Below are 26,498 nucleotides of genomic sequence, written 5' to 3'. Positions count from 1 at the left end.
CGCGACATGGCGGACGACCCCTTCGTCATCGGCGGCCTCACCCTGTCGTCGCGACTGATCATGGGTACGGGCGGTGCGCCCAGCCTCGACGTCCTGGAGCGGTCCCTCGTCGCCTCCGGTACGGAGCTGACGACCGTCGCGATGCGGCGGCTCGACCCCGGTGTGCAGGGCTCCGTGCTCTCCGTCCTGGACCGGCTCGGCATCCGTGTCCTTCCGAACACGGCGGGCTGCTTCACCGCGGGCGAGGCCGTCCTGACCGCGCGGCTCGCGCGGGAGGCACTCGGCACGGACCTGGTGAAGCTGGAGGTCATCGCGGACGAGCGCACGCTGCTGCCCGACCCGGTGGAACTCCTCGACGCGGCCGAGGTCCTCGTCGACGACGGCTTCACCGTGCTCCCGTACACCAACGACGACCCCGTGCTCGCCCGGAAGCTGGAGGACGTGGGCTGCGCCGCCGTCATGCCGCTCGGCTCGCCCATCGGCTCCGGGCTCGGCATCCGCAATCCGCACAACTTCCAGCTCATCGTGGAGCAGGTGAGCGTGCCGGTGATCCTGGACGCGGGGGCCGGTACGGCGTCGGACGCGAGCCTCGCGATGGAGCTGGGCTGCGCCGGGGTGATGCTCGCGTCGGCCGTGACGCGGGCCCGCGAGCCCGTCCTCATGGCCGAGGCGATGCGCCACGGAGTCCTGGCGGGGCGCCTGGCCCACCTCGGCGGTCGCATCCCCCGCCGCCACTTCGCCGAGGCCTCGTCCCCCACGGACGGCCGCGCCGCCCTCGACCCCGAACGCCCCGCGTTCTGACCCCCCCGGCCCCCGGGCACGGGCCGGTTCGGCCTCGGTCACAGGTGCGCTGCAGTCTCGCTGGTCCGGCGCCCGCGGGGGCGGGGCCCGGGGTGGCGCCTCGTAGACTCCCCCCGTGGACACGACCCTCAAGGACCCCCTCGTCGGGCAGGTGCTCGACGGCCGTTATCGCGTCGACGGACGGATCGCGGTCGGCGGGATGGCCACGGTCTACCGGGCCGTGGACACCCGCCTCGACCGCCTGCTCGCCCTGAAGGTGATGCACCCGACGCTGGCGGCCGACGCCTCGTTCGTCGACCGCTTCATCCGCGAGGCCAAGTCGGTGGCCCGCCTGGCGCACCCGAACGTGGTCGGGGTCTTCGACCAGGGCACCGACGGGGCGTACGTGTATCTGGCGATGGAGTACATCGCCGGGTGCACGCTCCGCGACGTACTGCGCGAGCGTGGCGCCCTGCGCCCCCGCGCCGCCCTGGACATCCTGGAGCCCGTGCTCGCCGCCCTCGGCGCCGCGCACCGCGCCGGGTTCGTGCACCGCGACATGAAGCCGGAGAACGTCCTGATAGGGGACGACGGCCGGGTGAAGGTCGCCGACTTCGGGCTCGTACGGGCCGTGGACTCCGTCACGAACACCACGGGCACGGTCCTCGGCACGGTCTCCTACCTCGCCCCGGAGCAGATCGAGCAGGGCACGGCCGACACCCGGGTCGACGTGTACGCCTCCGGCGTCGTCCTCTACGAGATGCTCACCGGCGCCAAGCCGCACCAGGGCGACTCCCCCGCCCAGATCCTCTACCGGCACCTCAACGAGGACGTACCCCCGCCCTCCGCCGCCGTACCGGGCCTCGCCTACGAGCTCGACGAACTGGTCGCGTCGGCGACCGCCCGCAACCCCGACCTGCGCCCCCACGACGCGGTGACCCTCCTCGGGCAGCTGCGCGAGGCGCGGTCCGCGCTCACCGAGGCGCAGTTGGACGCGATACCCCCGCAGGCCCGCGACACCGAGAGCCAGAGCGGACAGAACGGGCAGAACGGGCACGGTGGCTCCGAGGACCGTACGAGCGTCCTTCCGCGCGCGGCCCGCTCCGTACAACTGCCCCTGCCCACCACGGAAGAGCCCGAGCACCCCTCCGCCACCCGGAACCTCCGCGGCTCCCTGCGGCAGGAACCCAGCCCCCGGCAGGACGGCCTCAGCCACACCAGCGTGCTGCGCACCCCGCCGCCCGGGCCACCCCCTTCGGCGGCCCCCTCCTCGCCCGTGGCACGGCTGCGGCAGCGCCTCCACACGCGCCGCGGGATCACCGCCGTGATCGCCGCCGTCCTGCTGGCCCTCGGGCTCGGCGCGGGCGTCTGGTACATCAACTCGGGGCAGTTCACCGAGGTCCCGGCACTCCTGGCGAAGACGGAGGCCGAGGCCCGCAAGCGTCTGGACGGCGCCGGTCTCGACGTACGCAAGGTCAAGCGCGCCTACAGCGACACCGACAAGCGCGGCACGGTCATGGCGACCGACCCCGGCGTCGGGGACCGCATCCGGCACAACGGCAAGGTGACGCTGACCGTCTCCCTCGGCCCGGAGACCGTCAAGGTGCCCGACCTCGAGGGCACGCCCCTGGGCGAGGCGAAGGACAAGCTCGACGGCGCGGGCCTCGGGGCCGGCATGGTCACCAAGGCCTTCAGCGAGGACGTCGACAAGGGCGCCGTGATCAGCACGGACCCGGGTGCGGGGAAGGTCCGCAAGGCGGGCTCGGCCGTCGCGCTCGTCGTCAGCAAGGGCCGCCCGGTCGAGGTGCCGGACGTCACCGGCGACGCGGAGGGCGACGCCCGCGCGGAGCTGGAGGACGCGGGCCTGAAGGTGCGGATCGCCCCGGAGCGGGTCACCTCCGACGAGGACAAGGGCACGGTCGTCAAGCAGTCCCCGAGCGGGGAGAAGACGATCGCCGAGGGCGACACGGTCGAGCTGACCATCTCCAAGGGCCCGCCGCTGGTCGAGGTCCCGGACGTCGAGGGCATGAGCGTCGACGACGCCAAGGACGAGCTGAAGGAGGCCGGCTTCGAGGTCGACGAGGACCGCGGGCTGCTCGACATCTTCGCGGACAAGGTGAAGGACCAGTCGGTGGACGGTGGCGACAAGGCCCCCAAGGGGTCGACGATCACCATCAAGATCGGCTGAGGCGGGGACAGAGGGCCGGGGCGGGTTCCGCCCCCACCCCGTGCCACCCTGGACCGGGTGAGCACCGTGAAGTCCCCCGACTCCCCCAGCGCCCCCGCGGCCGCCCAGGCCCGCCGCAACCCCGTCGGCAGCCACGTCCCCGTCGCGGGCGGCCTCGCCTCCGTGGGCCTCGCCTACGCGCGCGACCTCGCCGCCGAGACCGTGCAGGTCTTCGTGGCCAACCCGCGCGGCTGGGCGACCCCGCCCGGGAACCCCAAGCAGGACGAGGAGTTCCGGGCCGTCTGCGCGGCCGAGGGCATCCCCGCCTACGTACACGCCCCCTATCTGATCAACTTCGGCTCGCACACCGAGGCGACGGTGGAGAAGTCCGTGGAATCGATGCGGCACTCCCTGCGCCGCGGCCGCGAGATCGGTGCGCTCGGGGTCGTCGTGCACACCGGCTCGGCGACGGGCGGCCGGGAGCGGAAGGTGGCGCTGCGCCAGGTACGGGAGCGGGTGCTTCCGCTGCTCGACGAGCTGACCCACGACGACGACCCGTACCTGCTTCTGGAGTCGACCGCCGGGCAGGGCGCCTCGCTGTGCTCGCGCACCTGGGACTTCGGGCCGTACTTCGAGGCCCTGGACGCCCACCCGAAGCTCGGCGTCTGCCTGGACACCTGCCACATCTTCGCGGCCGGGCACGATCTGGCCGGGCCCGGCGGCATGAAGCAGACCCTCGACCTGCTCGTGGACACGGTCGGCCCCGGCCGGCTGAAGCTGGTGCACGCCAACGACTCCAAGGACGTCGTCGCCGCGCACAAGGACCGCCACGAGAACATCGGATCCGGCCACATCGGCGCCGACCCGTTCCGCGAGCTGATGACGCACCCGGCGACCGAGGGCGTACCCCTGATCATCGAGACGCCGGGCGGCAAGGAGGGACACGCGGCCGACGTGGCCCGCCTGAAGGAGCTGCGGGACGCCTGACCCTTCCCTCCGGCACCACCACTGCCCCCGCCGGACACCGGCCCGGAGCGGCTACAGCTCCGGGCCGTCCCCCGGCTCCTCCTGGTAGGAGTACCGCTGCTCCCGCCAGGGGTCGCCGATGTTGTGGTAGCCCCGCTCCTCCCAGAAGCCGCGCCGGTCGGCCGTCATGTACTCGACGCCGCGGACCCACTTCGGGCCCTTCCAGGCGTACAGCTGGGGCACCACGAGCCGCAGCGGGAAACCGTGCTCCGCGGTGAGGAGTTCGCCGCCCTTGTGGGTGGCGAAAATCGTGCGGTCGGAGGCGAAGTCGGCCATGCGCAGATTGGAGCTGAAGCCGTACTCGGCCCAGACCATGACATGGGTGGCGTCGGGCGCGGGCGGCGCGAGCGCGAGCAGGTCACGGGCGAGCACCCCGCCCCATTCGGCGCCGAGCATGCTGAACTTCGTGACGCAGTGCAGATCCCCGACCACCGTGCTGTACGGCAGGGCCGAGAACTCCTCATGGGTCCAGCAGTGCTTCTCGCCGTCAGCGGTGGCCCCGAAGACCCTGAACTCCCAGCGCTCGGGGCGGAACTTGGGCACCGGGCCGTAGTGCGTGACCGGCCAGCCGCGCTGCAGTCGCTGCCCCGGCGGAAGCTCCGGTTCCGCCACGTCTCGAGATGTGCGACCCACCGGCTGACCCATGGCTCCATCCTGACAGACGGCGAGCGGTGGACGTGACCAGGTATACGTGGATTCGGGCAACTCCTACTAAGCATGCACTTACTGGACGGCCCCGGATACCGGTGCAAAGATGCGCGGACCTGCCCAGTCACCCGCTTGGAAGGAGCCTCTGCGATGCAGGGCGACCCCGAGGTCATCGAATTTCTCAACGAGCAGCTGACCGCCGAGCTGACCGCGATCAATCAGTACTTCCTGCACGCCAAGATGCAGGACAACTTCGGTTGGACGAAGCTCGCCAAGTACACCCGGGCCGAGTCGTTCGACGAGATGAAGCACGCGGAGGTGCTGACCGACCGGATCCTCTTCCTCGACGGCCTGCCCAACTATCAGCGGCTGTTCCATGTGCGCGTGGGCCAGACCGTCACCGAGATGTTCAAGGCGGACCGCCAGATCGAGGTGGAGGCGATCGACCGCCTCAAGCGCGGCATCGAGGTGATGCGCGCCAAGGGCGACATCACGTCCGCGAACATCTTCGAGTCGATCCTCGAGGACGAGGAACACCACATCGACTATCTCGACACCCAGCTCGAGCTGGTCGAGAAGCTCGGCGAGCCGCTGTACATCGCACAGCTCATCGAGCAGCCGGAGAGCTAGGCCGCCTCCGGGAGCTCCTCCCGGCCGGGCACCGGCACCCCCGGGATCCCGGGAATCTTCGGCAGCTCCGCCTCGGGGACCAGCGCCACCGCGGGCTCGCCCTGGTCCACGAGCTCCCGCCGCGGGCACGCGCCCCGGCCGAGCAGAGCCTGGATGCGGCGTACGCACGAACCACAGTCCGTGCCCGCCTTGCAGGCGGACGCGATCTGCCGGGGGGTGCAGGCGCCGCCCTCCGCGTGCTTCTTCACCTGTTCTTCGGTCACCCCGAAGCAGTTGCAGACGTACACGCGGTTCACCTCCCGTGCGGGATCCATAGGCCGTGCCATCCCGATTGATCGGTGAGGCTAACCTAACCTTACCCGCGCCTTCGGCTGCGCAAAAGCCCGGGATACACACGTGGGGCGCGGATCACATGGATCCGCGCCCCACGCCCGTGACACCGGGAACACCCAGGTCACCAGGGTCACTGGTCGTTCATCGACGACTACTGGTCCCGGTACATCTCCGCCACCAGGAACGCCAGGTCCAGCGACTGGCTGCGGTTGAGCCGGGGGTCGCACGCCGTCTCGTAGCGCTGGTGCAGGTCGTCGACGAAGATCTCGTCGCCGCCGCCCACGCACTCCGTGACGTCGTCACCGGTCAGCTCCACGTGGATGCCGCCCGGGTGCGTGCCGAGCTCCTTGTGGACCTCGAAGAAGCCCTTGACCTCGTCGAGCACGTCGTCGAAGCGGCGGGTCTTGTGGCCGGAGGCCGCCTCGTAGGTGTTGCCGTGCATCGGGTCGGTGATCCAGGCGACGGTGGCACCGGACGCGGTGACCTTCTCGACCAGCTCGGGGAGCTTGTCGCGGACCTTGTCCGCGCCCATGCGGGCGATGAAGGTCAGCCGGCCGGGCTCGCGGTCCGGGTCGAGGCGGTCGATGTACCGCAGCGCCTCCTCGGCCGTCGTCGTCGGGCCGAGCTTGATGCCGATCGGGTTGCGGATCTGCGAGGCGAACTCGATGTGCGCGCCGTCCAGTTGGCGGGTGCGCTCACCGATCCAGACCATGTGTCCCGAGACGTCGTACAGATTGCCCGTGCGCGAGTCCACGCGGGTCAGCGCCGACTCGTAGTCGAGGAGCAGCGCCTCGTGCGAGGCGTAGAACTCGACGGTCTTGAACTCCTCGGGGTCCGTGCCGCAGGCGCGCATGAAGTTGAGCGCGTTGTCGATCTCGCGCGCCAGCTGCTCGTAGCGCTGGCCGGACGGGGACGACTTCACGAAGTCCTGGTTCCAGGCGTGCACCTGGCGCAGGTCGGCGTAGCCGCCGGTGGTGAAGGCGCGCACCAGGTTGAGCGTGGACGCGGAGGCGTTGTACATCCGCTTCAGGCGCTCGGGGTCCGGGACGCGGGCCGCCTCGGTGAAGTCGAAGCCGTTGACGGAGTCGCCGCGGTAGGTCGGCAGGGTGACGCCGTCGCGGGTCTCGGTCGGCTTGGAGCGCGGCTTCGAGTACTGCCCGGCGATCCGGCCGACCTTCACGACCGGCACGGAGGCGGCGTACGTGAGGACGGCGCCCATCTGGAGGAGGGTCTTGAGCTTGTTGCGGATGTGATCGGCCGACACCGCGTCGAAGGCCTCGGCGCAGTCGCCGCCCTGGAGCAGGAACGCCTCTCCCTTGGCGACGGACGCAAGGCGGGCGCGCAGCTGGTCGCACTCGCCCGCGAAGACGAGCGGCGGATACGACTCGAGGTCCGCGATCACATCGCGCAGAGCCTCGGCATCGGGGTACTCGGGCTGCTGCGCCGCGGGCAGGTCTCGCCAGGTGTTGCCAGCGCTCGCGCTGGTCTTAGCGTTCACGGTCACGCGTCAACCCTACGGGGTCCGCACCCTCGTCCATCCCCACGCTCACAAAGTGAGACGGGCACGACACCGCGCGCGCCGTCTCGCGCTCCCCCGCGCTCGGCGCCGCCAGGGCGAACGCGCGATGGGTGCGGCGCAGCATGAGGCGGGCCATGAAGGGGTGTCCGAGCCGGACGACGCCCCAGTAGAGGCGGCCGCGGCGGGTGTCGGGGCGGGCGTAGGTGCTGAGGGTGATGTGGTCGTCGTCGACGAGGATCGAGGCGCGTGCGGTGAGGCCCGCGATGTCGACCTGGAGCAGCAGTTCGCCGTCGGCGCAGCCGAGCTCGGGGAAGGCGCTGCGCAGCATGGGGTACCAGGCGCGGGGGTCGCGGGGCAGTCCGGGGAGCATTGGCATGCGGTACGCGTCCTGGTAGGCGGGCCGGTCGAGGGCGCCGCGCAGCAGTCGGGCGCCCTCGGGGACGGGAGTCGTCTCGGGCCTGCCCCAGTCGAGGGCGTTCAGGAGCCGCACCCACCGTGACCACCGGGTCGGGTGCGCGCACCGGCCCACGGCCGCCCGCTCGGCGTTGTCGAAGACCTCTTCGATGATCGTGTCGTGCAGGGGCCGGATGACCGTCGGCCACAGGAGCCGCTCCCGGCCCCGGGGCGCGGTCTCAAGGACGTGCCGGAGGCGGCAGCGACGCTCGCCCAGCGGTTCCACGGAGATCTCGTGGAAGCCGTTGTCGGGCTCGTTGAAGTCGAAGCGGACGCGGTGCCCCGGTTCGTACGCCGTGACCCGGTACCGCACCGGCCCGTGGCCGCCGCTCGCACCTACAGCGAGCGGCCCGTCGAAGATCATCGGGTCCCAGGCCGGGGCCGGGAAGAGCGGGTCGTCCGCGGCGGAGAGCCGGTCGATCAGGGCCCCCACCACCGCCGCCGGAGCCTCGATCACTCGCTCGTGCTCATTGCGTACGACACCCATGCCGCACCTCCATACGCTGGCGTATGGTCAACCGTACGGTACCGTACGGTCATGGCGCAACGGCAGCGGAAGACCACGGCCCCGGACGCGCGGAAGGCCCCGGCCAAGCCCCGCCTCTCCGCCCAGGACTGGGCCGACGCCGCGCTCACCGCCATCGGCGACGGTGGGCTCGCCGCCGTCGCGGTGGAGCCCCTCGCGGTCCGGCTCGGCACCACCAAGGGCAGCTTCTACTGGCACTTCGCGAACCGTGACGCCCTGATCAAGGCCGCCCTGGAGCGCTGGGCGGAGATCAACACCGAGGGGATCATCAGCGAGGTCGAAGCCGAGCCGGACATCCGCACCCGCATCCGCCTCCTCTTCGCCGAGGCCATCAGCTCGGCGTCCGCGGACCCCCTGGAGGTCTCGCTGCTCGCGACCGCCTCGCACCCCGAGGTCGCCGCGGCGCTGCGGCGGGTCACCGAGCGCCGGGTCGCGTACGTCGCCGAGCTCTTCGCCGCCCTCGGCTTCCCGGAGGCGGAGGCGCGCCGCCGCGGGCTGCTCGCGTACTCGGTCTACCTGGGCCACGCTCAGCTCGGCCACGCGGCGCCTTCGGTGCTGCCCGGCGAGGACGAGTTCGGCGCCTATCTGGACGAGGCGCTGGACGTGCTGATGGCCGGGCCCTGAGACGCGCCGCCGTCCCGGGTCCGGGATGCGCTAGGGTGCGGGCATGTTCGCGCACTCGACCCAGAACTGGTGGTGGCCCGCTTCTTCGGCGGCCCACTGACTGCGCGTATCCAGACATCGCGAAGGCCGCCCGAGGGGCGGCCTTCGGTGTTTTCCGGCAGCGTTCCGGACCGGCCGTTCCTCTCACCGCTCGAAGAGCTCACAGAGAAGGAACAGCCCCATGGATCTGCGGAACCTGCTCACCGACGACCGCCCCTTCGCGCTGCTGCGCCGCCGCACCCCCGGCCGCGACCACGACACGGTGGAGGTCCTGCGCGGCCCCGTCATCACCTGCGAGCACCTCGCCGACCTGCCCGAAGGCCTCGCCCTCATCCCCTTCCGGCAGATCAGGGAACGCGGCTTCGAGGTGACCGACGACGGCACCCCGCTCGCCGTCCTGACGCCCGAGGAGACCTACGAGGTGCCGCTCGCCGAGGCCCTCGCGGCGCTGCCCGACCACGAGGTACGGGTGGCGGAGGGCGCCTTCGACGTGAGCGACGAGGAGTACGCGCGGACCGTCGACCGGGTCCTTCGGGAGGAGATCGGCGGCGGTGAGGGCGCGAACTTCGTGATCCGGCGGACGTACCGGGGCGAGATCCCCGGGTTCGGGCGGGCCGACGCGCTGGCGCTGTTCCGCAGGCTGCTCGTGGGTGAGCGCGGGGCGTACTGGACGTTTGTCGTGCACACCGGGGGCGAGGACGGGCGGACGCTGGTCGGGGCGAGCCCGGAGGTGCATGTGCGGATGTCCGGCGGGACGGTCGTGATGAACCCGATCAGCGGGACGTACCGCTATCCGCCGGAGGGCCCCACGGCCGACGACCTCCTGCGCTTCCTCGCCGACGGCAAGGAGACCGAGGAGCTGTCGATGGTCGTCGACGAGGAGCTGAAGATGATGTGCACCGTCGGCGACCGCGGCGGGGTGGTCGTCGGCCCCCGGCTGAAGGAGATGGCTCACCTCGCGCACACCGAGTACGAGCTGCGGGGCCGCTCCTCGCTGGACGCGCGGGAGGTGCTGCGGGAGACGATGTTCGCGGCGACCGTCACCGGCTCGCCGGTGCAGAACGCGTGCCGGGTGATCCGGCGGCACGAGGCGGGCGGACGCGGCTACTACGCGGGGGCGCTGGCGCTGATCGGCCGAGCCGCGAGTGGCGCCCAGACCCTGGACTCGCCGATCCTCATCCGCACCGCCGACATCGACGCGCGCGGGGCCCTGCGGGTGCCGGTCGGCGCGACGCTGGTGCGCGGCTCGGATCCGGCCGGTGAGGTGGCGGAGACGCACGCGAAGGCGGCCGGGGTGCTCGCCGCGCTGGGCGTCCGTCCCGGGCGGCCGCGACGCGAGAGCGCGCGGCCCGCGCTCGCCGACGACCCCCGGGTGCGGGCGGCCCTGGACGGGCGGCGGGCCGGACTCGCCCCGTTCTGGCTGCGGATGCAGGAGCAGGGGGACGAGCTGTCCGGGCACGCGCTCGTGGTCGACGGCGAGGACACGTTCACGGCGATGCTCGCGCATGTGCTGCGCTCGTCGGGCCTGACGGTGTCGGTGCGCCGCTACGACGAGCCGGGCCTCGCGGACGCGGCCCTCACCCACGAGGGCCCTGTCGTCCTCGGCCCCGGGCCCGGGGACCCCTCCGACTCCCTCGACCCGAAGATGCGGTTCCTGCGGGCGCTCGCGGCGGAGCTGGTCCGTGGCCACCGGCACCCGGTGCTCGGGGTGTGCCTCGGCCATGAGCTGATCGCGGCCGAGCTGGGCCTGGAGATCGTGCGCAAGGAGGTGCCGTACCAGGGGGCGCAGACGACGGTCGACCTGTTCGGGCGGGCGGAGACGGTCGGCTTCTACAACAGCTTCGTGGCGCGCTGCGACGACGAGGCGGCGCTCGAACTGGCGGCGCACGGGATCGAGGTGAGCCGGGACCGGGCGAGCGGTGAGGTGCACGCGCTGCGGGGCCCCGGGTTCGCGGGAGTGCAGTTCCACCCCGAGTCGGTGCTTTCGCTGCGCGGGGCGGAGGTCGTGCGGGAACTGCTCGGTCAGCTGCGGGGCGCGGCGGGCACGAGGACGTTCTCGGAGCGGCGGCCCGCCTGATAGTCGAGGACGTTCTGGACGGTGGTGTCGATGATCTGGCTCACCGCGTCGACGGTGTAGTACGCCTGGTGGGAGGTCACCACGACGTTCGGGAAGGTGACGAGGCGGGCCAGGGTGTCGTCCTCGACGGCCTCCAGGGACTTGTCGAGAAAGAAGAGCCCGGCCTCGGCCTCGTACACGTCGAGGCCGACGCCGGTGAAGCGGCCCGCGCGCAACTCGCTCACCAGGGCGTCGGTGTCGATCAGGCCGCCGCGGCTGGAGTTCACCAGGATCGCGTCGTCCTTCATCGCGCGCAGGGCGCTCGCGTCGATGAGGTGGTGGGTGGCGGGGAGCAGCGGGACGTGCAGGCTGATCAGGTCGGACTCGGCGAACAGCTGTTCCTTGTCGACGTACTTCATGCCGAGCGCGGCGCACGCGGGGTTCTCGGCGACGTCCCAGCCGAGGAGGTTCATCCCGAAGCCGTGCGCGATCCGGGTGAAGGCCTCGCCGATCTTGCCGGTGCCGAGCACTCCGGCGGTGCGGCCGCGCAGGTCCCGGCCCATCAGGCCGTCGAGGCGGAAGTCGAAGTCGCGGGTGCGGTTGCTGGCGCGGACGATGCGGCGGTTGACGGCGGTCGCGAGGGTCCAGGCGAACTCGGCGACGGAGTAGGGCGAGTAGTACGAGACGCGGGCGACCGTCAGGCCGAGGCGTTCGGCGACCTGGAGGTCGATGTTGTTGAAGCCGGTGGAGCGCTGGGCGATCATCTGCGTGCCGCCGGCGGCGAGGGTCTGCAGGACGCGGTTGTTCAGGCTGGCGTTGACGCTGGTCGAGATGATCTCGTAGCCGGCGGCGATGGGGGCGGTGTCCTCGTTCAGGAAGACGTCCACGCACCGGGTGTCGTGGTGCGGCGCGAAGGCCTTCTCGATGAGGGGGCGCTCGTCCGCCTGGACGCCGAAGGCAAGGATCTCCACGGTTGCTCCCGGTCTCGCGTGCGTTGCCCCCGCGCCGCCGAATATACGGTCCCGCCGCCGCGCCCGCCGCCCGACGGCGCGGTTCTGCCGCGGGCCGCCCGCCCGGGTCAGCCGAAGAAGACGCCCACCTCCTGGTAGAGGGCGGGGTCGACCGTCTTGAGCCTGGCGGTGGCGTCGGCGATAGGGACGCGGACGATGTCCGTGCCGCGCAGGGCGACCATCTTGCCGAAGTCGCGCTCGCGCACGGCGTCGATCGCGTGCAGGCCGAAGCGGGTGGCGAGCCACCGGTCGAAGGAGCTCGGCGTGCCGCCCCGCTGGACGTGCCCGAGGACGGTGGTGCGGGCCTCCTTGCCGGTGCGCTTCTCGATCTCCTTGGACAGCCACTCGCCGACGCCGGAGAGCCGTACGTGCCCGAAGGAGTCGAGGGTGCCGTCCTTGAGGACCATCTCGCCGTCCTTGGGCATGGCGCCCTCGGCGACGACGACGATCGGCGCGTAGGAGGCCTTGAAGCGCGAGGTCACCCAGGCGCACACCTGGTCGAGGTCGAAGCGCTGCTCGGGGATGAGGATGACGTTGGCGCCGCCGGCGAGCCCGGAGTGCAGCGCGATCCAGCCGGCATGGCGGCCCATGACCTCGACGACGAGGACGCGCATGTGCGACTCGGCGGTGGTGTGCAGGCGGTCGATGGCCTCGGTGGCGATGCCGACGGCCGTGTCGAAGCCGAAGGTGTAGTCCGTGGCGGACAGGTCGTTGTCGATGGTCTTCGGTACGCCGACGACGTTGATGCCGTACTCGTCGGCGAGGCGGGCCGCGACGCCGAGGGTGTCCTCGCCGCCGATGGCGATCAGGGCCTCGACCTCGTGCTTGGCGAGGTTCTCCTTGATCCGCCGGATGCCGTTCTCGACCTTGAGGGGGTTGGTCCGCGAGGAGCCGAGGATGGTGCCGCCGCGCGGCAGGATGCCGCGGACGGCGGGGATGTCGAGCTGGACGGTGTCGCCTTCGAGGGGTCCGCGCCAGCCGTCGCGGAAGCCCACGAAGTCGTACGCGTACTCCTGCACGCCCTTGCGGACGACGCCCCGGATGACGGCATTGAGTCCGGGGCAGTCGCCGCCTCCGGTCAGAACTCCGACCCGCATGGAAATGTCCCTTCGCCGCGATTGCGCTGACGCGGGCCACGCTAATGGTGATCCGCGTCACTTCGGCATGGGACGAACGGTGAATTCCGGGGCGTGGTGCGGGAGTTGCGGTGCAGAGGGGGGCTCCGGTTCACCCGAAGGAGGTCATGGCCCGGCGTCGGGCCCCGGGGTCACGCCCCCGCGGAGTCGTCGGTGTCGAGGCCGCGTTCGATGGCGTAGCGGACCAGCTCCACCCGGTTGTGCAGTTGGAGCTTGCCGAGGGTGTTCTGGACGTGGTTCTGCACCGTGCGGTGCGAGATGACCAGGCGTTCGGCGATCTGCTTGTAACTGAGGCCCTTGGCGACCAGGCGCAGGACCTCGGTCTCGCGGTCGGTCAGGCGCGGGGCGCCGGGCTCGTCGGGGGTCGCGGGCGCGGGCTCGGAGGCGAGGCGTCGGAACTCGCCGAGGACCAGGCCCGCGAGGCCGGGCGTGAACACGGCGTCGCCGACGGCGGTGCGGCCCACGGCGTCGATCAGCTCGGCGGTGGACGCGGACTTCAGGAGGTAGCCGGTGGCGCCGGACTTGACCGCCTCCAGGACGTCGGCGTGCTCGCCGCTGGCCGAGAGGACCAGGACGCGCAGGGCGGGGTTGGCGCCGACGAGTTCCTTGCAGACCTGCACGCCGGGCTTCAGCGGCAGGTTCAGGTCGAGGACGAGGACGTCGGGCGCGGCGGCCTGGGCGCGGCGCACGGCCTGTTCGCCGTCGCCCGCGGTCGCCACCACGTCGAAGCCGGACTCGGCGAGGTCCCGGGCGACGGCGTCGCGCCACATCGGGTGGTCGTCGACGACCATGACCTTGACCGGCGCGGCGGCGTCCGCCCCGGCCTGCCCGGCCGCGGACGCCTGGTGCTGCTCGTGCTGACTGCTCATCGTTCCGCTTCCGCCTTCCCCCCGTCCCGCGTGCGCGGGACGCTCAGTTCCACTTCCGTGCCCTGGCCCGGCACCGAGATCAGCTCGGCCGTGCCCCCGATGTCCCGCAGCCGCCCCCGGATGGACAGCGCCACCCCGAGCCGCCCCTCCCCCTCGGCCTGGGCGAGCCGCCCCTCCGGGATGCCGGGGCCGTCGTCGCGAACCGTCACGACGACGGCGTCGGGCTCGTCCTCGACCAGGATCCAGGCGCGGGCGTCCGACCCGGCGTGCTTGCGGACATTGTCCAGGGCGGCGCCGACCGCGGCGGTCAGCTCCCTGGCCGCGTGCGGCGCGAGCGTCACCGCGGCGCCCGGCTCCGACAGGGTCACCTTCGACCCGGCGAAGGGCGCGAGGAGCAGGCGCAGGTCGCAGCTGCTCGCGCCGGTGGTGGCGTCGCCGTCGGCGCCTTCGGGGTCGTCGGGGTCCTCGACGAGCCGGACGACGGCGCCCTGGGAGACGTCCTCCGAGGCGTACGAGGTGGGGATCAGGCCGCCGGCGACCAGGGTGCGCAGGGCGACCTCCTGCTCGCCCGCCATCCGGCCGAGCTCGGCCGCCTCGCCGCCGATGGCGGTGCCGCGGCGCTGCACCATGGCGAGGACCTGGAGCACGCTGTCGTGGATGTCGCGGGCGAGGCGTTCGCGCTCGCGGGTCGCGGCCTCGATCTCCAGGGCGCGGGCGAGGGTGCGCTCGGAGGCGCGGGCGACCTCCACGACGTAGCCGATGGCGATGGAGGCGATGCAGACGAGGAGGACGTTGTGGACGGTGTCGCGGCTGAACGCGCCGCGCTGCACGACGTTGGCGACGCCCACGAGGAGCGAGGCGAAGGCCGCCCAGCGCCAGCCGCCCTTGATCGCGAAGGCGAGCACGGAACCGGCCGTCCATATGGACGGCAGCGTCGGCCCGCCGTCGACGACCCGCCAGTGCTCGACCGCGACCGGTGTGAGCAGGATGCCGGTGAGCGCGACCCCGAGGTCGACGGCGAGGAAGCGCTTGGTGCAGCTCGCGGCGCCGGAGACCTTGGGGATGGTGGCGAGCGTCCAGGCGGCGAGCACCACGTAGTAGCCGATGGCGAGCCAGGGGCGGGCGAAGGCGGAGTACCCGGCCACGAAGAGGCCGATGGCGTACAGCATGGTCAGCACGCGGTACGCGGTCAGGGCACGCCAGAGCGGCTGCTCGACCGACATTCGCATGACCTTCTCGCGCCTGGCCACTACCCCACCCCACAGGACGCCGTCGTGCGCCCCTCTCCCACGGACGCCCCTCTACACGGACGCGGCTACGCGCCGGACCGTTCCTTGGCCGCCGCTTCCTTGACGGCTGCCTCCTTGGCGGCCGCTTCCTTCTTGGCCGCCTCCTTCGCCGCCTTGGCCGCCTCGCTGAGCTGACGCTTCGCGGCGGTCGCGTAGATGTCGACGTACTCCTGGCCGGAGAGCTTCATGATCTCGTACATGACCTCGTCGGTCACGGCCCGCAGGACGAAGCGGTCGTGCTCCATGCCCTGGTAGCGGCTGAAGTCCAGGGGCTTGCCGATGCGGATGCCGGGCCGCATGAGCTTCGGCATCACCTTGCCGGGCGGCTGGATCTTCTCGGTGTCGATCATCGCGACGGGGATCACGGGCGCGCCGGTGGCCAGGGCCACCCGGGCGAGGCCGCCGGGCTTGCCGCGGTAGAGGCGGCCGTCGGGCGAGCGGGTGCCCTCGGGATAGATGCCGAACAGCTCGCCGCTCTGAAGGACCTCGATGCCGCTCTTGATGGCCGCCTCGCCCGCGCCGCGGGCGCCCGAGCGGTCCACCGGGAGCTGGCCGACGCCCTTGAAGAACGCGGCCGTCATCCGGCCCTTGATGCCGGGCGTCGTGAAGTACTCGGCCTTGGCGATGAAGGTGACCTTGCGGTCGAGGACCGCGGGCAGGAAGAAGGAGTCCGAGAAGGACAGGTGGTTGCTTGCCAGAATGGCGGGGCCCTCGGCGGGAATGTTCTCGAGGCCTTCCACCCAGGGCCTGAAGGCGAGCTTCAGGGGCCCTCCGATGGAAAGCTTCATTGCGCCGTAGATCAAACCGAGTGCCTCCTGTGTCTGTGGATCAGACCATAACCCGAGTGGGGCCCGCGCTCCTTCCGGAGCGGGGCCGACCGCCCCCGGTCGGCGGCGGTCCCCGTACGCGTCCGGTATGCGCGAAGGACCTGGTCGGTGTCAGTCCGGTCGCGTACGGTGAAGTACCCCCCGCTCTCTCGAGAAGGAGACCGAAGGTGCCGGTCCTCCCCGGAGCCGAGCCGTACCGCCACGAGGGCGGCGAGGTCGGCGTCCTGCTGTGTCACGGCTTCACCGGATCCCCGCAGTCGCTGCGCCCCTGGGCGGAGCATCTGGCGGAGCGCGGCCTGACGGTCTCGCTGCCGCTGCTGCCCGGCCACGGCACCCGCTGGCAGGACCTCCAGGTCACGGGCTGGCAGGACTGGTACGCGGAGGTGGACCGCGAGCTGCGCGCCCTGACCGAGCGGTGCGCGGAGGTGTTCGTCCTCGGCCTGTCCATGGGCGGGGCGCTCGCGCTGCGGCTCGCCGCGAAGTACGGCGACGCGGTGCGCGGCGTGGTCGTGGTCAACCCGGGGAACAAGGTGCACGGCCTGGCCGCGCACGCCCTGCCGGTGGTCCGCTTCCTGGTGCCGACGACCAAGGGCATCGCGAGCGACATCGCCAAGCCGGGCTCGGAGGAGATCGGGTACGACCGGGTGCCGCTGCACGCCGCGCACTCGCTGCGCCGGTTCTTCCAAGTCGTCGACGCCGAGCTGCCGCAGGTCACCCAGCCGGTGCTGCTCCTGCACAGCCCGCAGGACCATGTCGTGCCGCCCGCCGACTCCGCCCGCGTGCTCAGCCGGATCTCGTCCACGGACGTCACGGAGATCCTGCTGGAACAGAGCTACCACGTCGCGACGTTGGACCACGACGCGGACCGGATCTTCGAGGAGAGCTTCACGTTCATCGGCCGGCTCGCCCCCAGCGCAGGCAAGGAAGGGACGGCCACCGGTGGCTGAGCAGCATGACGCGGAGGAGAGCCGCGAGGACGACAGCCGCGAGCCGCAGGAGCAGGCGGTGCCGATCGACGAGGACGCCGCCTGGCAGGCCATCGTCGCCGGGTACGGCGAGGAGCCCGCTGACCCGCCCGGCGCCAAGCCGTTCAAGTCCGTGGAGGACCTGGCGCTCCTGGAGCCGGAGACCAACGGCCCCGCGGGCGGCGGCACCGGCGGCGCCGGGAGCGGCGGCAAGGGTGACGGCGCCGACAAGGGCGACGACGGCGTGGGCAAGCCGCTCGGCAGCTCCGTGTCCTTCGCGCCCGGAGTGGGCGGCGCGGGCCCGCGCGACTACAGCGCCGCCGAGGCGTCCGAGGACGACTTCGACCCGGACGACGAGGGCCACTTCGTGCCGCCCGAGCCGCCGCCGCTGCCGGACGCGGAGGTCACCGCCAAGTTCGCCTGGCTCGCCGTCATCGGCGGCCCGCTGCTGCTGTTGCTCGCGGTGCTGCTCGGGTGGCAGATGACGTGGTGGCTGACGACGCTCGGCATCGGCGGGTTCCTCGGCGGGTTCGCCACGCTGGTCTTCCGGATGAAGGGGGACGACGAGGACGACGAGGATCCTGGCCGGGGGGCCGTGGTCTAGCGGTCGGTTGCCCTGGTCCTGGGTTGTGCCCCTTGGCCGGGGGCGCCGCCGATCGCGCTGCGCGCTCGTCCTCAAACGCCGGACGGGCTGATATCGGGCCGGACTCCCCCGCGGGTGGGACAGCGTGCCCCCGTATCGGCCTCCGGCCTCGTCCTCAAGCGCCGGACGGGCTGAAATGTCCTGCGCGCTCGCCCTTCATGCGCCGACCGCGCTGGTGGGCGGCACCCGTAGTGCCGCCAGCACCGGCAGGTGATCCGTCGCCGCTCGGAGGTCGTCGTCCGTCACGCCCGGGAGGTCCAACGGGACGCCGCAGCCCAGGATTTCGACACCCTTCGTGGCGAAGATGCCGTCGATGCGCTGGTGCGGGTCGGTCGGGGTCGAGGTGTATTCGCCGCCCCACGGCTCGGTGGCCCAGCAGTCCTGAAGTCCGGTGGCGAGTCGGCGGAACGTACGGCCGTCGGGGCGGTCGTTGAGGTCGCCGCCCGCGACGGCGTGCTCCACGCCCATCCCGGCGAGCTGGTCGAGGAGCATCCCGCCCTGCTCGTACCGCTCCTTGTTCTGCAGGCTCAAGTGGCAGCTCAGGACGCCGAGGCGGGCGCCGCCGAAGCGCACCACCGCCGTCGCGAAGCCGCGTCGGTGCAGTCCGGGCGTGAGCGGGAGCAGCACGTCCTCGGTGCGCTCGACCGTGGCGCGCAGGGAGCACAGCAGCGCGGGACCGGCGGCGGTGCCGCCGCCGGAGAGCATCACGAGGTCGGTGGCGCGGGCGAGCCGGGCCAGCTTCTTGCGCCACCGGAAGAACCGGGGCGCCTCCTGGATCAGGACGAGGTCGGGCGCGCACGCGGCGATGACGCGGGCGAGCGCGTCGGTGTCGTCGCGCATCGAGCGGATGTTGTAGCTGAGCACCCGGACGACGGCCGAACCGTCCGTTTCGGTGCGGGAGTTGGGCAGCGCGGGTGTCGGGCTCGTCGGCATGGCGATCAAGATACGGGAAACCCCGGACGGGCCGGAGAATTCCGGCCCGTCCGGGGTTTCCCCGGGCTCATCCGTACGCCGGGTTCACATGATGGGGTCGGGCTCCCGGGCCAGGTCGGCCGCGCCGACCATGCCCGCCTTGTTGCCCAGCTGCGCGGCGATCACTTCCGCCTGCGGACGCCACTGCGCCCCGACGAGCCAGCGCTTGAAGGACTTGCGGATCGGGTCGAGCACCAGCTCGCCCTCGTCCGAGAGGCCGCCGCCGACGATGAACGCCGACGGGTCGAACAGCGAGGCCAGGTCGGCGAGCCCGGCGCCGACCCAGCGGGCCAGCTCACGGTAGGAGTCCACGGCGACCAGGTCGCCCTGGCGGGCGGCCATGGAGATGTGCTTGCCCTCGATGCCGTCGGGGGTGCCGTCGCCGAGCGAGAGCAGGTACTCAGCGTTCTCCGGGGTGGCGTTGGCGCGCTGCTTGGCGTACCGCACGAGGGCGCGGCCAGACGCGTACTGCTCCCAGCAGCCCTGGCTGCCGCAGCCGCACAGCAGGCCGTCCGGGACCATCCGGATGTGGCCGAACTCGGCGGCCACGCCGAAGTGGCCGCGGCGCAGCTTGTTGCCGATGATGATGCCGCCGCCGAGGCCGGTGCCGAGGGTGATGCAGATCGCGTTGCGGTGGCCCTTGCCGCCGCCGAACTTGTACTCCCCCCAGGCCGCCGCGTTCGCGTCGTTCTCGACGACGACCGGCAGGCCGACGCGCCGCTCGACCTCGTCCTTCAGCGGTTCCTGGCGCCAGTCGATGTTCGGTGCGAAGTAGACCGTGGAGCGCTGCCGGTTGACGTATCCGGCGGCGCCGATGCCGACGCCGACGATTCTGTGCCCGGCCCGGGCGCCCTCGACGGCGGAGGCGATCGCGTCGACGATGGCCTCGGAGGTGCCGGGGGTGGGCACCTTGAACGTCGACAGGATGTGACCGTCCTCGTCGACCACTCCGGCCGCGATCTTCGTGCCGCCGATGTCGACGCCGATGGTGAGTCCCATGAATCCCTCAGTTCGATCGAGCCCCGCTACGGCCCACCGTACCCGAGGGGGGTCAGTCCAGATCGATGTGTTCCCCAGGTCCGGGGCCCTCGTCGCGGCGATCCGAACCGTCCGGGGCGCCGGTGGCGGTGTCATCGCGCGTCCAGCGGGCCTCCTGCCCGGTGACCGCGCTGCGGTAGGCGGCGAGCAGCTCCGCGCCGGCCGCCGCGAGGTGGTCGAAGACGTCGGGGTTGCGCTCGATGACGGGCTCCACGGCGGCCTTCGCCTGCCGGACGACCTGCTGCACCGTCTCCTGCACGGCGCCCTGGGCGACCGCGCCGAGCAGCGGTGACTGCAGTCCGGAGAGCTTGTCGGAGACGGCGTCGACGAGCTTGCGCAGCTCCTCGGCGGCCGATCCTGGCGGCGGCCCGTACTGGGCGCGGCGGCGGGCCTTCTCCGCCGCGAGGTCCTCGGCGCAGGCCGTGGCCCACGCGTCGGCGTCGGCGGGGGCGGGCTCGGGGCGCTCCGGCTCGGAAGCGTCGCGCTCGATGGCATCGCTCATGACGGGCTGACTCCTGCGCAGGGCCGACGAATTCGTACTCTCGACGTTACCCGAATGGCGGCAGGCCGTTCACCGGGTCCGGGGCCACAGGTCCGGGTCGGGGGCGAAGCGGATCCGCAGGGTGCCGTCGCGCAGGGCGGCGCCGGTGACGGTGCAGCGGCGCAGCGCGGAGGGCAGCGCGGCGATCCGCCGGAACGGTCCCGCGGTGATGACCAGTTCGTCGCCGCGCCGGACCAGGTCCAGGTCCTCGCGGACGGCGCCGGGCAGCGGGATCGTCCAGTGCAGCAGCGATTCCGTGGCGAGCGCGTCGGTGACGGGCCAGCGGACCGGGTCGGGGGCCGGTCCCGGGCCGGGGGCGCCGAGGGCGGCGAGGTCGTCGGCGCCGCGGGGGTCCGGGCCGAGGTGGGGGATCTCGTGGGTGCGGTACGTGTGCGTCCACTCGCCGAGCGTCTTGTGCTGCTGGGCGCGCAGGGCGGTGAGCCAGGGCGCGGGGTCGGGGCCCTGGGGCTCGGGTGCGACGCGGTTGGCGAGGAGGGCGTCGAGGGTCAGGCCGTGCAGGGCGAGGCCGGTGGCGGTGCGGGCCACGGCGTCGGCGCCGGCCGGGCCGGGCTCGGCGACCAGGCGGACGCTGGTCCCCCGGTCCTCGATCACGGCCTGCGCGGCGGCGAGCGCCGTGTCCCAGCGGTCGGCCGCCTCGTACAGCGATCCGGCGGGCACGGGGACGCCCGCGAGACGGCCGAGCACCGGGCGCAGGGCGCGGGCAGCCCGCCGCTCCGGGGGCAGCAACCGGCGCAGGTAGCGGCGCAGTTGGGCGGGCAGGGCGAGGAGCGCGAGGGCGCGGGGGGCGGCGGGCAGGTCGACGACGACGGTGTCGTACGACTCGGGGGCCGCGCGCAGGGCGCCGAGGAGCGCGAGGTCCTCGGCGCCCGGCAGCGGGGTCAGCTCCTCGTCGTCGAGGCGGCCGGCGCCCAGGAGGTCCAGGGCGGGACCGGCGTGCTCCTGGAGGGTGAGCAGGCCTGCGCGGAAGCCGGGGTCCGGGTCCGGGCGCAGGGCGGTCAGGCCCGGGGCGACCTGGACCGGGCGGGGGCCCGTGGGGGTGCCGAGCGCCGCGCCCAGGGTGTCGGCGCGGTCGGCGGACAGGAGCAGGGTGCGGGTCCCCTCGCGGGCGGCGGTGAGGGCGGTGGCGGCCGCGAGGGTGGTGCGGCCGGCTCCGCCGGGGCCGGTGAGGAGGAGGGTGCGCATGGGGTGGGACTCTACGTCGGCCGGGACGGGGGCGGCCGGGGCCCCTCAGCGGAGGCGCCGTCGGCCTGGGCCCTGTCCACGCCGGGGTGCGCGGCCGGGCGCCGTCCGGAGGGTCAGGCCTTCGTCTCCACGCGCTTCTTCAGGCCCGCCAGGGCGCGGTCGATGATGACCTTCTCCGCCTTGCGCTTGATCATGCCGAGCATGGGGATCTTGACGTCGACGGTCAGCTGGTAGGTGACCTCGGTGCCGGTGCCTGCGGGCTTCAGGAGGTAGGAGCCGTCCAGGGAGCGCAGCATCTGGGACTTGACCAGGGTCCAGGACACCTCGTGCGCGCCGGTCCAGGTGTACGCGAGGGTCTGGTCGTCCTTGATCGCTCCGGCGTCCATGACGAGTCGGACCTGCTCGGCGCGGCCGGCGTCGTCGGCCTGGAGGACCTGGGCCTCCTTGACCTCGCCGGTCCACTCCGGATAGCGGGCGAAGTCGGCGATCACGTCCATGACGTCGGCCGGTGCCGCCTCGATCGTGATGCTCGAGCTGGTGTATTCCGCCATCGCGGTGGCTCCTCCAGATGCGGTCCGGTGCGGGCGCTTGTGCCTGCCCGCTGAAGGCTACCGCGCACGCGACCTGCGACGGTCACCCAGCCCACTCCAGCGCCCAGGGCCGCCCGGACCCCGCGAAGTGCCCGACGTTCACGCACTCGGTCGACCCGATCCGCATGCGGCTGACGAGCGGCTGGTGCACATGGCCGAAGAGCGCGTACCGCGGCCGGGTGCGCCGGATGGCGTCGAGGAGCGCGCGGCTGCCCCGCTCGAAGCGGCGCGCCACCGTGTCGTACACGAGCTCGGGCACCTCCGGCGGGATGTGGGTGCAGAGCACGTCGACCTCGCCGACGGCCTCGATCTTGGCGGCGTACTCCTCGTCGCTGATCTCGTACGGCGTGCGCATCGGGGTCTTGAGGCCGCCGCCGACGAAGCCGAAGACGCGGCCGCCGATCTCCACGCGCTCGCCGTCGAGGACGGTCGTGCCGGGACCGGCGTATTCGCGCCACAGCTGTGGCATGTCGACATTGCCGTACGTGGCGTACGTAGGGGTGGGGAAGGCGGCGAACAGCTCGGCGTACTGCTTGCGGACCGCCTGCTCCACGGCGGGGCCGCGGTCGAGGCCGGCCCACAGCGAGGCGCCGAAGGCGCGGGCCTCCTCGAAGCGGCGGGCGGTGCGCAGCTCGACGAGGCGGGTGGCGTTCTCGGCGCCGAACAGATCGGGGAAGATGCCGCGCGCGTGGTTGGCGTAGTCGAGGAAGAGGACCAGGTCACCCAGGCAGATCAAGGCGTCGGCGCCGTCGCCCGCGCGGGCCAGGTCCTCGGCGTTGCCGTGCACGTCACTGACCACATGGACCCGGAAACCTCGCATGCCGGTCACCTTATGGCGGCGGGGCCGGAGCCGACCAGGGCGGGGTGGTCGGGCGGGCACGGGCGGTGGACCTGCGGTTACTTCCGAGTCAGGAAGAGCGTGGCGTACTGTGCGGTTCAGACCATAACGTCGTGTGACGCACGGAACATCTGGCCCGGCCCCCCTACCGAACCAGCCATACCGGTGGGTAACGTCCGGGCAGTCCAGTAGTGCTCAGCCCCTCAAGCAATCCCGAGGAACCCCCAGAGCCCCCCGACTGAGCACCTGCCCGACCTTGGACCGCACCGTCGCATCGCACAACGTCGTGGCGTCGGCGCCCTATGTAGGAGCAGCAGTCTTGCGCGAGTTCAGCCTTCCGGCCCTGTACGAGGTCCCCGCGGACGGCAATCTGACCGACATCGTCCGCAGAAACGCCGCGCAGCACCCGGATGTGGCGGTCATCGGCCGCAAGGTGAACGGCAGTTGGCAGGACGTCACGGCCACGGCCTTCCGCGCCGAGGTGCGGGCCGCCGCGAAGGGCCTGATCGCGGCGGGCGTGCGGCCCGGCGACCGGGTCGGCCTGATGTCGCGCACGCGCTACGAGTGGACGCTGTTCGACTTCGCGATCTGGAGCGCGGGCGCGGTCTCCGTGCCGGTGTACGAGACCAGCTCGGCCGAGCAGATCCAGTGGATCCTCGGCGACTCGGGCGCGGTGGCCTGCGTCGTGGAGACCGACGGGCACGCCGAGGCCGTCGAGTCGGTGCGGGACCGGCTTCCGGCGCTCACGCAGGTGTGGCAGATCGACCGGGGCGGCGTCGAGGAGCTGAACCGGGCGGGCGCCGAGGTCTCCGACGAGACCGTCGACGAGCGCGGTGCCGTCGCGGGCGCCGACGACCCCGCGACCATCGTCTACACCTCCGGCACGACCGGCCGCCCCAAGGGCTGTGTGCTCACCCACCGCAGCTTCTTCGCGGAGTGCGGCAACGTGGTGGAGCGCCTGAAACCGCTCTTCCGCACCGGCGAGTGCTCGGTGCTCCTCTTCCTGCCCGTCGCGCACGTCTTCGGCCGCCTGGTGGAGGTGGCCGCCCTGATGGCCCCCATCAAGCTCGGCCACGCGCCCGACATCAAGCACCTCACCGACGAACTGGCCGCGTTCCGGCCCACGTTGATCCTCGGCGTGCCGCGCGTCTTCGAGAAGGTCTACAACGGCGCGCGTGCCAAGGCGCAGGCCGACGGCAAGGGCAAGATCTTCGACAAGGCCGCCGACACGGCGATCGCCTACAGCCGCGCCCTGGACACCCCGGGCGGGCCCTCCATCGGCCTGCGCGTCAAGCACAAGATCTTCGACAAGCTGGTCTTCAGCAAGCTGCGGGCCGTCCTCGGCGGGCGCGGCGAGTACGCCATCTCCGGCGGCGCGCCCCTCGGCGAGCGCCTCGGCCACTTCTTCCGCGGCATCGGCTTCACCGTCCTCGAGGGCTACGGCCTCACCGAGTCCTGCGCCGCCACCGCGTTCAACCCCTGGGACCGGCAGAAGATCGGCACCGTCGGGCAGCCGCTGCCCGGCTCCGTCGTCCGCATCGCCGACGACGGCGAGGTCCTGCTCCACGGCGAGCACCTGTTCTCCCACTACTGGAACAACGAGCCCGCCACCGAGGAGGCCCTCGCCGACGGGTGGTTCCACACCGGGGACATCGGCACCCTCGACGAGGACGGGTATCTGCGGATCACCGGCCGCAAGAAGGAGATCATCGTGACGGCGGGCGGCAAGAACGTCGCTCCCGCCGTCATCGAGGACCGCATCCGGGCGCACGCGCTCGTCGCCGAGTGCATGGTCGTCGGGGACGGGCGGCCGTTCGTCGGCGCGCTCGTCACCATCGACGAGGAGTTCCTCGGGCGGTGGGCCGCCGAGCACGGCAAGCCCGCCGGGGCCACGGCCGCCTCCCTGCGGGAGGACGCCGATCTGCTCGCCGCCGTCCAGCAGGCCGTCGACGACGGCAACGCGGCGGTCTCCAAGGCCGAGTCCGTCCGGAAGTTCCGGGTCCTGCCCGCGCAGTTCACGGAGGAGTCCGGGCATCTCACGCCGTCGCTGAAGCTGAAGCGGAACGTTGTCGCGAAGGATTACGCGGACGAGATCGAGGCGTTGTACCGGGGCTGAGGCGGGCCCTCGCGGGGGCGCCCCAGTCCCGCCCCTTCTCCGAAACCGGGGGCTGCCGCCCCCTGGACCCCCGCTTTATCGGCGCTCCGCGCCTCGTCCTCAAACGCCGGACGGGCTGAAACTTCTGCCGCTGCGGCGAGATATATAGCCCCTCCGGCGTTTGAGGAGCGGGGTCTGGGGCGGAGCCCCAGTTTCGGAGAAGGGGCGGGACTGGGGCGCACCGCGAGGCCTACAACAGCTCCCGCAGCCGCTCCGCCAGGAGGTCCCACCTCCACCGCTCCTCGACCCACAACCGCCCCCGCTCCCCCATCCGCTCCCGCAACTCCGCATCCCCGAGCAGAGCCACAACCCGATCGGCGCAGTCCTCGGCGGAGCCACCCCGCACGACCCACCCGGTCTCCCCGTCGAGAACGGCGTCCGGAGCCCCCCCGGAGTCCCCGGCGACGACGGGAAGACCGGTGGCGGAGGCCTCCAGGTAGACGATGCCGAGCCCCTCGACGTCGAGCCCCCCGCGCCGCGTACGGCAGGGCATCGCGAAGACGTCCCCCGCGCCGTAGTGGGCGGGCAGCTCGGCCCAGGGCACGGCCCCGGTGAAGACGACGGAGTCCGCGACCCGCGTCTCGGCGGCAAGGCGCCGCAGGTCCTTCTCGTAGGGCCCCCCACCCACGATCAGCAGCACCGCGTCCGGCTCCCGAGCCAGAATCCGCGGCATGGCGAGGATCAACGTGTCCTGCCCCTTGCGCGGCACGAGCCGCGAGACACACACGACCACCGGCCGGTCGGTGAGCCCGAGCCGGGCCCGCACGGCGGCGCCGCCGGACCCGGGGTGGAAGGTCTTCTCGTCGACGCCGGGCGGCAGTTGGACCATGCGCCCGGCCGCGGCGGGGCTGAGCGCGGCGGCGATGCGGGAGCGGGTGTACTCGCCGAGATAGGTGATCGTGTCGGTCGACTCGCCGATCCGGCGCAGGAGTTGCCGGGACGCGGGCAGCTGCGCCCACCCGGCCTCGTGCCCGTGCGTGGTCGCGACCAGGCGCCGCGCCCCGGCCCTGCGCAGCGCCGGCGCCATCAGGCCGAGCGGCGCGGCGGCCCCGAACCACACGGACGTGCAGTCGTGTTCACGCAGCAGCGAGACGGCGCGCCGGGTGACGCGGGGCGTGGGGAGCAGCATCGTCGTGGGGTCCCGGACGACCGGATAGGGCTGCTCGGCGTCGAAGGCCGCGGTGGCCTCGGCGCCCTCGCGGCCGCGCTTCCAGGTGGAGGCGTAGACGACGATCCGGGCGGGGTCCAGGCGCAGCGCCATGTTGTGCAGGAACGCCTGGATGCCACCGGGCCGGGGCGGGAAGTCGTTCGTGACGATCAGGGTCTTGTGCATCGCCGCCGACAGTACCGGCCGGACGCCCGCCCGCGCCGCACGGCCCCGCCTCGCCCGCCCGCGCCGCCCCGCCCGGCATCATGGCTCCCCAAAACCTACTTAAACGCATCAAAAGCGGGCGAGGTGGACATGACGGGCACGGGACAGACGGGGACGACCGCGAAGGCCCTCACCGCACGGGCCGAGCCCGGGAACGCCGAGCCGGACGGCCCCGAACGGGACGGCCCCGGGCCAGACGGACCCGAAACAGACGGCCCCGAACCCCCCTCCGTACCCCCCTGCCCACCC

26 protein-coding genes are annotated in these 26,498 nt (G+C 72.4%); 10 read left to right on the top strand and 16 right to left on the bottom strand.

Annotated elements, in window-relative coordinates; all coding sequences use genetic code 11:
* The first annotated feature begins 6 nt into the window (after nucleotides 1-6).
* From OO63_RS34240 to OO63_RS34230, 3 genes are all read left to right on the top strand, one after another.
* Nucleotides 7-801, top strand: coding sequence for a thiazole synthase (locus tag OO63_RS34240; protein WP_030363011.1), 795 nt, complete (start codon nucleotides 7-9; stop codon nucleotides 799-801).
* Between the two features lie 115 nt (nucleotides 802-916).
* Nucleotides 917-2,968, top strand: a complete 2,052-nt coding sequence (pknB, locus tag OO63_RS34235; protein WP_030363010.1) for a Stk1 family PASTA domain-containing Ser/Thr kinase — start codon at nucleotides 917-919, stop codon at nucleotides 2,966-2,968.
* A 66-nt stretch (nucleotides 2,969-3,034) separates the two neighbouring features.
* Nucleotides 3,035-3,934 carry a deoxyribonuclease IV gene (locus tag OO63_RS34230; RefSeq protein WP_033264733.1) on the top strand — a complete coding sequence of 300 codons (900 nt, stop codon included), beginning with the start codon at nucleotides 3,035-3,037 and terminating at the stop codon, nucleotides 3,932-3,934.
* A 51-nt stretch (nucleotides 3,935-3,985) separates the two neighbouring features.
* Here the strand turns inward: OO63_RS34230 and OO63_RS34225 are convergent, their stop codons facing one another.
* Nucleotides 3,986-4,618, bottom strand: coding sequence for a sulfite oxidase-like oxidoreductase (locus tag OO63_RS34225; RefSeq protein WP_030363008.1), 633 nt, complete (start codon nucleotides 4,616-4,618; stop codon nucleotides 3,986-3,988).
* 153 nt (nucleotides 4,619-4,771) lie between these two features.
* Between OO63_RS34225 and bfr the strand changes: the two genes are divergently transcribed.
* On the top strand, nucleotides 4,772-5,251 hold the full coding sequence (gene bfr, locus OO63_RS34220) for a bacterioferritin (protein ID WP_030363007.1): 480 nt from the start codon (nucleotides 4,772-4,774) through the stop codon (nucleotides 5,249-5,251).
* On the opposite strand, the gene OO63_RS34215 is transcribed toward bfr, so the two are convergent.
* From OO63_RS34215 to OO63_RS34205, 3 genes are all read right to left on the bottom strand, one after another.
* Entirely contained in the window at nucleotides 5,248-5,565 is a 318-nt protein-coding gene (locus OO63_RS34215) for a (2Fe-2S)-binding protein (protein WP_234311429.1), read from the bottom strand. The genes bfr and OO63_RS34215 overlap by 4 nt on opposite strands.
* A 170-nt stretch (nucleotides 5,566-5,735) precedes the next feature.
* Nucleotides 5,736-7,088 (bottom strand): class II 3-deoxy-7-phosphoheptulonate synthase, encoded by a 1,353-nt coding sequence (locus tag OO63_RS34210; protein WP_030363005.1) that lies wholly within the window; start codon nucleotides 7,086-7,088, stop codon nucleotides 5,736-5,738.
* Nucleotides 7,072-8,043 carry an SRPBCC family protein gene (locus OO63_RS34205; protein ID WP_051811442.1) on the bottom strand — a complete coding sequence of 324 codons (972 nt, stop codon included), beginning with the start codon at nucleotides 8,041-8,043 and terminating at the stop codon, nucleotides 7,072-7,074. The genes OO63_RS34210 and OO63_RS34205 overlap by 17 nt, the downstream gene beginning before the upstream one ends.
* Before the next feature lie 51 nt (nucleotides 8,044-8,094).
* Between OO63_RS34205 and OO63_RS34200 the strand changes: the two genes are divergently transcribed.
* From OO63_RS34200 to OO63_RS34195, 3 genes are all read left to right on the top strand, one after another.
* Nucleotides 8,095-8,706 (top strand): TetR/AcrR family transcriptional regulator, encoded by a 612-nt coding sequence (locus tag OO63_RS34200; protein WP_030363003.1) that lies wholly within the window; start codon nucleotides 8,095-8,097, stop codon nucleotides 8,704-8,706.
* A gap of 43 nt (nucleotides 8,707-8,749) precedes the next feature.
* Nucleotides 8,750-8,806 carry a trp operon leader peptide gene (locus OO63_RS47840; protein ID WP_106983522.1) on the top strand — a complete coding sequence of 19 codons (57 nt, stop codon included), beginning with the start codon at nucleotides 8,750-8,752 and terminating at the stop codon, nucleotides 8,804-8,806.
* 120 nt (nucleotides 8,807-8,926) lie between these two features.
* The gene (locus OO63_RS34195; protein ID WP_030363002.1) at nucleotides 8,927-10,822 is read left to right on the top strand and encodes an anthranilate synthase family protein; all 1,896 of its coding nucleotides are present in this window, start codon (nucleotides 8,927-8,929) and stop codon (nucleotides 10,820-10,822) included.
* On the opposite strand, the gene OO63_RS34190 is transcribed toward OO63_RS34195, so the two are convergent.
* The 5 genes from OO63_RS34190 to OO63_RS34170 all read right to left on the bottom strand — a co-directional run bounded on the left by OO63_RS34190 (nucleotide 10,768) and on the right by OO63_RS34170 (nucleotide 15,893).
* Nucleotides 10,768-11,772: a 2-hydroxyacid dehydrogenase gene (locus OO63_RS34190; protein ID WP_030363001.1), complete on the bottom strand. Its 1,005-nt coding sequence runs from the start codon at nucleotides 11,770-11,772 to the stop codon at nucleotides 10,768-10,770. The genes OO63_RS34195 and OO63_RS34190 overlap by 55 nt on opposite strands.
* Nucleotides 11,773-11,879: 107 nt before the next feature.
* The gene (locus OO63_RS34185) at nucleotides 11,880-12,908 is read right to left on the bottom strand and encodes a 6-phosphofructokinase (protein WP_030363000.1); all 1,029 of its coding nucleotides are present in this window, start codon (nucleotides 12,906-12,908) and stop codon (nucleotides 11,880-11,882) included.
* Between the two features lie 170 nt (nucleotides 12,909-13,078).
* Nucleotides 13,079-13,816, bottom strand: coding sequence for a response regulator (locus OO63_RS34180; protein ID WP_397622219.1), 738 nt, complete (start codon nucleotides 13,814-13,816; stop codon nucleotides 13,079-13,081).
* Nucleotides 13,813-15,066, bottom strand: coding sequence for a MacS family sensor histidine kinase (gene macS / locus OO63_RS34175; RefSeq protein WP_051811441.1), 1,254 nt, complete (start codon nucleotides 15,064-15,066; stop codon nucleotides 13,813-13,815). The genes OO63_RS34180 and macS overlap by 4 nt, the downstream gene beginning before the upstream one ends.
* Nucleotides 15,067-15,131: 65 nt before the next feature.
* Entirely contained in the window at nucleotides 15,132-15,893 is a 762-nt protein-coding gene (locus OO63_RS34170) for a lysophospholipid acyltransferase family protein (RefSeq protein ID WP_030362997.1), read from the bottom strand.
* Between the two features lie 206 nt (nucleotides 15,894-16,099).
* Between OO63_RS34170 and OO63_RS34165 the strand changes: the two genes are divergently transcribed.
* Entirely contained in the window at nucleotides 16,100-16,879 is a 780-nt protein-coding gene (locus OO63_RS34165; RefSeq protein ID WP_030362996.1) for an alpha/beta hydrolase, read from the top strand.
* Nucleotides 16,872-17,501, top strand: coding sequence for a hypothetical protein (locus OO63_RS34160; RefSeq protein ID WP_030362995.1), 630 nt, complete (start codon nucleotides 16,872-16,874; stop codon nucleotides 17,499-17,501). Before OO63_RS34165 ends, OO63_RS34160 begins: the two co-directional genes overlap by 8 nt.
* Nucleotides 17,502-17,696: 195 nt before the next feature.
* Here OO63_RS34160 and OO63_RS34155 read toward each other — a convergent pair whose 3' ends face one another.
* The 6 genes from OO63_RS34155 to OO63_RS34130 form a co-directional block, all read right to left on the bottom strand.
* Entirely contained in the window at nucleotides 17,697-18,473 is a 777-nt protein-coding gene (locus OO63_RS34155; protein ID WP_030362994.1) for an endonuclease/exonuclease/phosphatase family protein, read from the bottom strand.
* An 84-nt stretch (nucleotides 18,474-18,557) separates the two neighbouring features.
* On the bottom strand, nucleotides 18,558-19,511 hold the full coding sequence (locus tag OO63_RS34150; protein WP_030362993.1) for an ROK family glucokinase: 954 nt from the start codon (nucleotides 19,509-19,511) through the stop codon (nucleotides 18,558-18,560).
* A 52-nt stretch (nucleotides 19,512-19,563) separates the two neighbouring features.
* On the bottom strand, nucleotides 19,564-20,052 hold the full coding sequence (locus OO63_RS34145) for a DUF5304 domain-containing protein (RefSeq protein WP_030362992.1): 489 nt from the start codon (nucleotides 20,050-20,052) through the stop codon (nucleotides 19,564-19,566).
* 69 nt (nucleotides 20,053-20,121) lie between these two features.
* The gene (locus OO63_RS34140; protein ID WP_030362991.1) at nucleotides 20,122-21,294 is read right to left on the bottom strand and encodes an ArsA family ATPase; all 1,173 of its coding nucleotides are present in this window, start codon (nucleotides 21,292-21,294) and stop codon (nucleotides 20,122-20,124) included.
* A gap of 113 nt (nucleotides 21,295-21,407) precedes the next feature.
* Nucleotides 21,408-21,845, bottom strand: a complete 438-nt coding sequence (locus OO63_RS34135) for an SRPBCC family protein (RefSeq protein ID WP_030362990.1) — start codon at nucleotides 21,843-21,845, stop codon at nucleotides 21,408-21,410.
* An 82-nt stretch (nucleotides 21,846-21,927) separates the two neighbouring features.
* Nucleotides 21,928-22,704 (bottom strand): metallophosphoesterase family protein, encoded by a 777-nt coding sequence (locus OO63_RS34130; protein ID WP_078619534.1) that lies wholly within the window; start codon nucleotides 22,702-22,704, stop codon nucleotides 21,928-21,930.
* A gap of 337 nt (nucleotides 22,705-23,041) precedes the next feature.
* Between OO63_RS34130 and OO63_RS34125 the strand changes: the two genes are divergently transcribed.
* On the top strand, nucleotides 23,042-24,838 hold the full coding sequence (locus tag OO63_RS34125; RefSeq protein WP_030362988.1) for an AMP-dependent synthetase/ligase: 1,797 nt from the start codon (nucleotides 23,042-23,044) through the stop codon (nucleotides 24,836-24,838).
* Between the two features lie 229 nt (nucleotides 24,839-25,067).
* Here OO63_RS34125 and OO63_RS34120 read toward each other — a convergent pair whose 3' ends face one another.
* Entirely contained in the window at nucleotides 25,068-26,210 is a 1,143-nt protein-coding gene (locus OO63_RS34120; protein ID WP_030362987.1) for a glycosyltransferase family 4 protein, read from the bottom strand.
* Between the last annotated feature and the right edge of the window lie 288 nt (nucleotides 26,211-26,498).

Source organism: Streptomyces alboflavus (genome assembly GCF_000716675.1).
GTDB lineage: Bacteria > Actinomycetota > Actinomycetes > Streptomycetales > Streptomycetaceae > Streptomyces > Streptomyces alboflavus.
The sequence above is the reverse complement of the archived record's forward strand: the minus strand, read 5'-3'. Positions and strand labels throughout refer to the sequence as shown.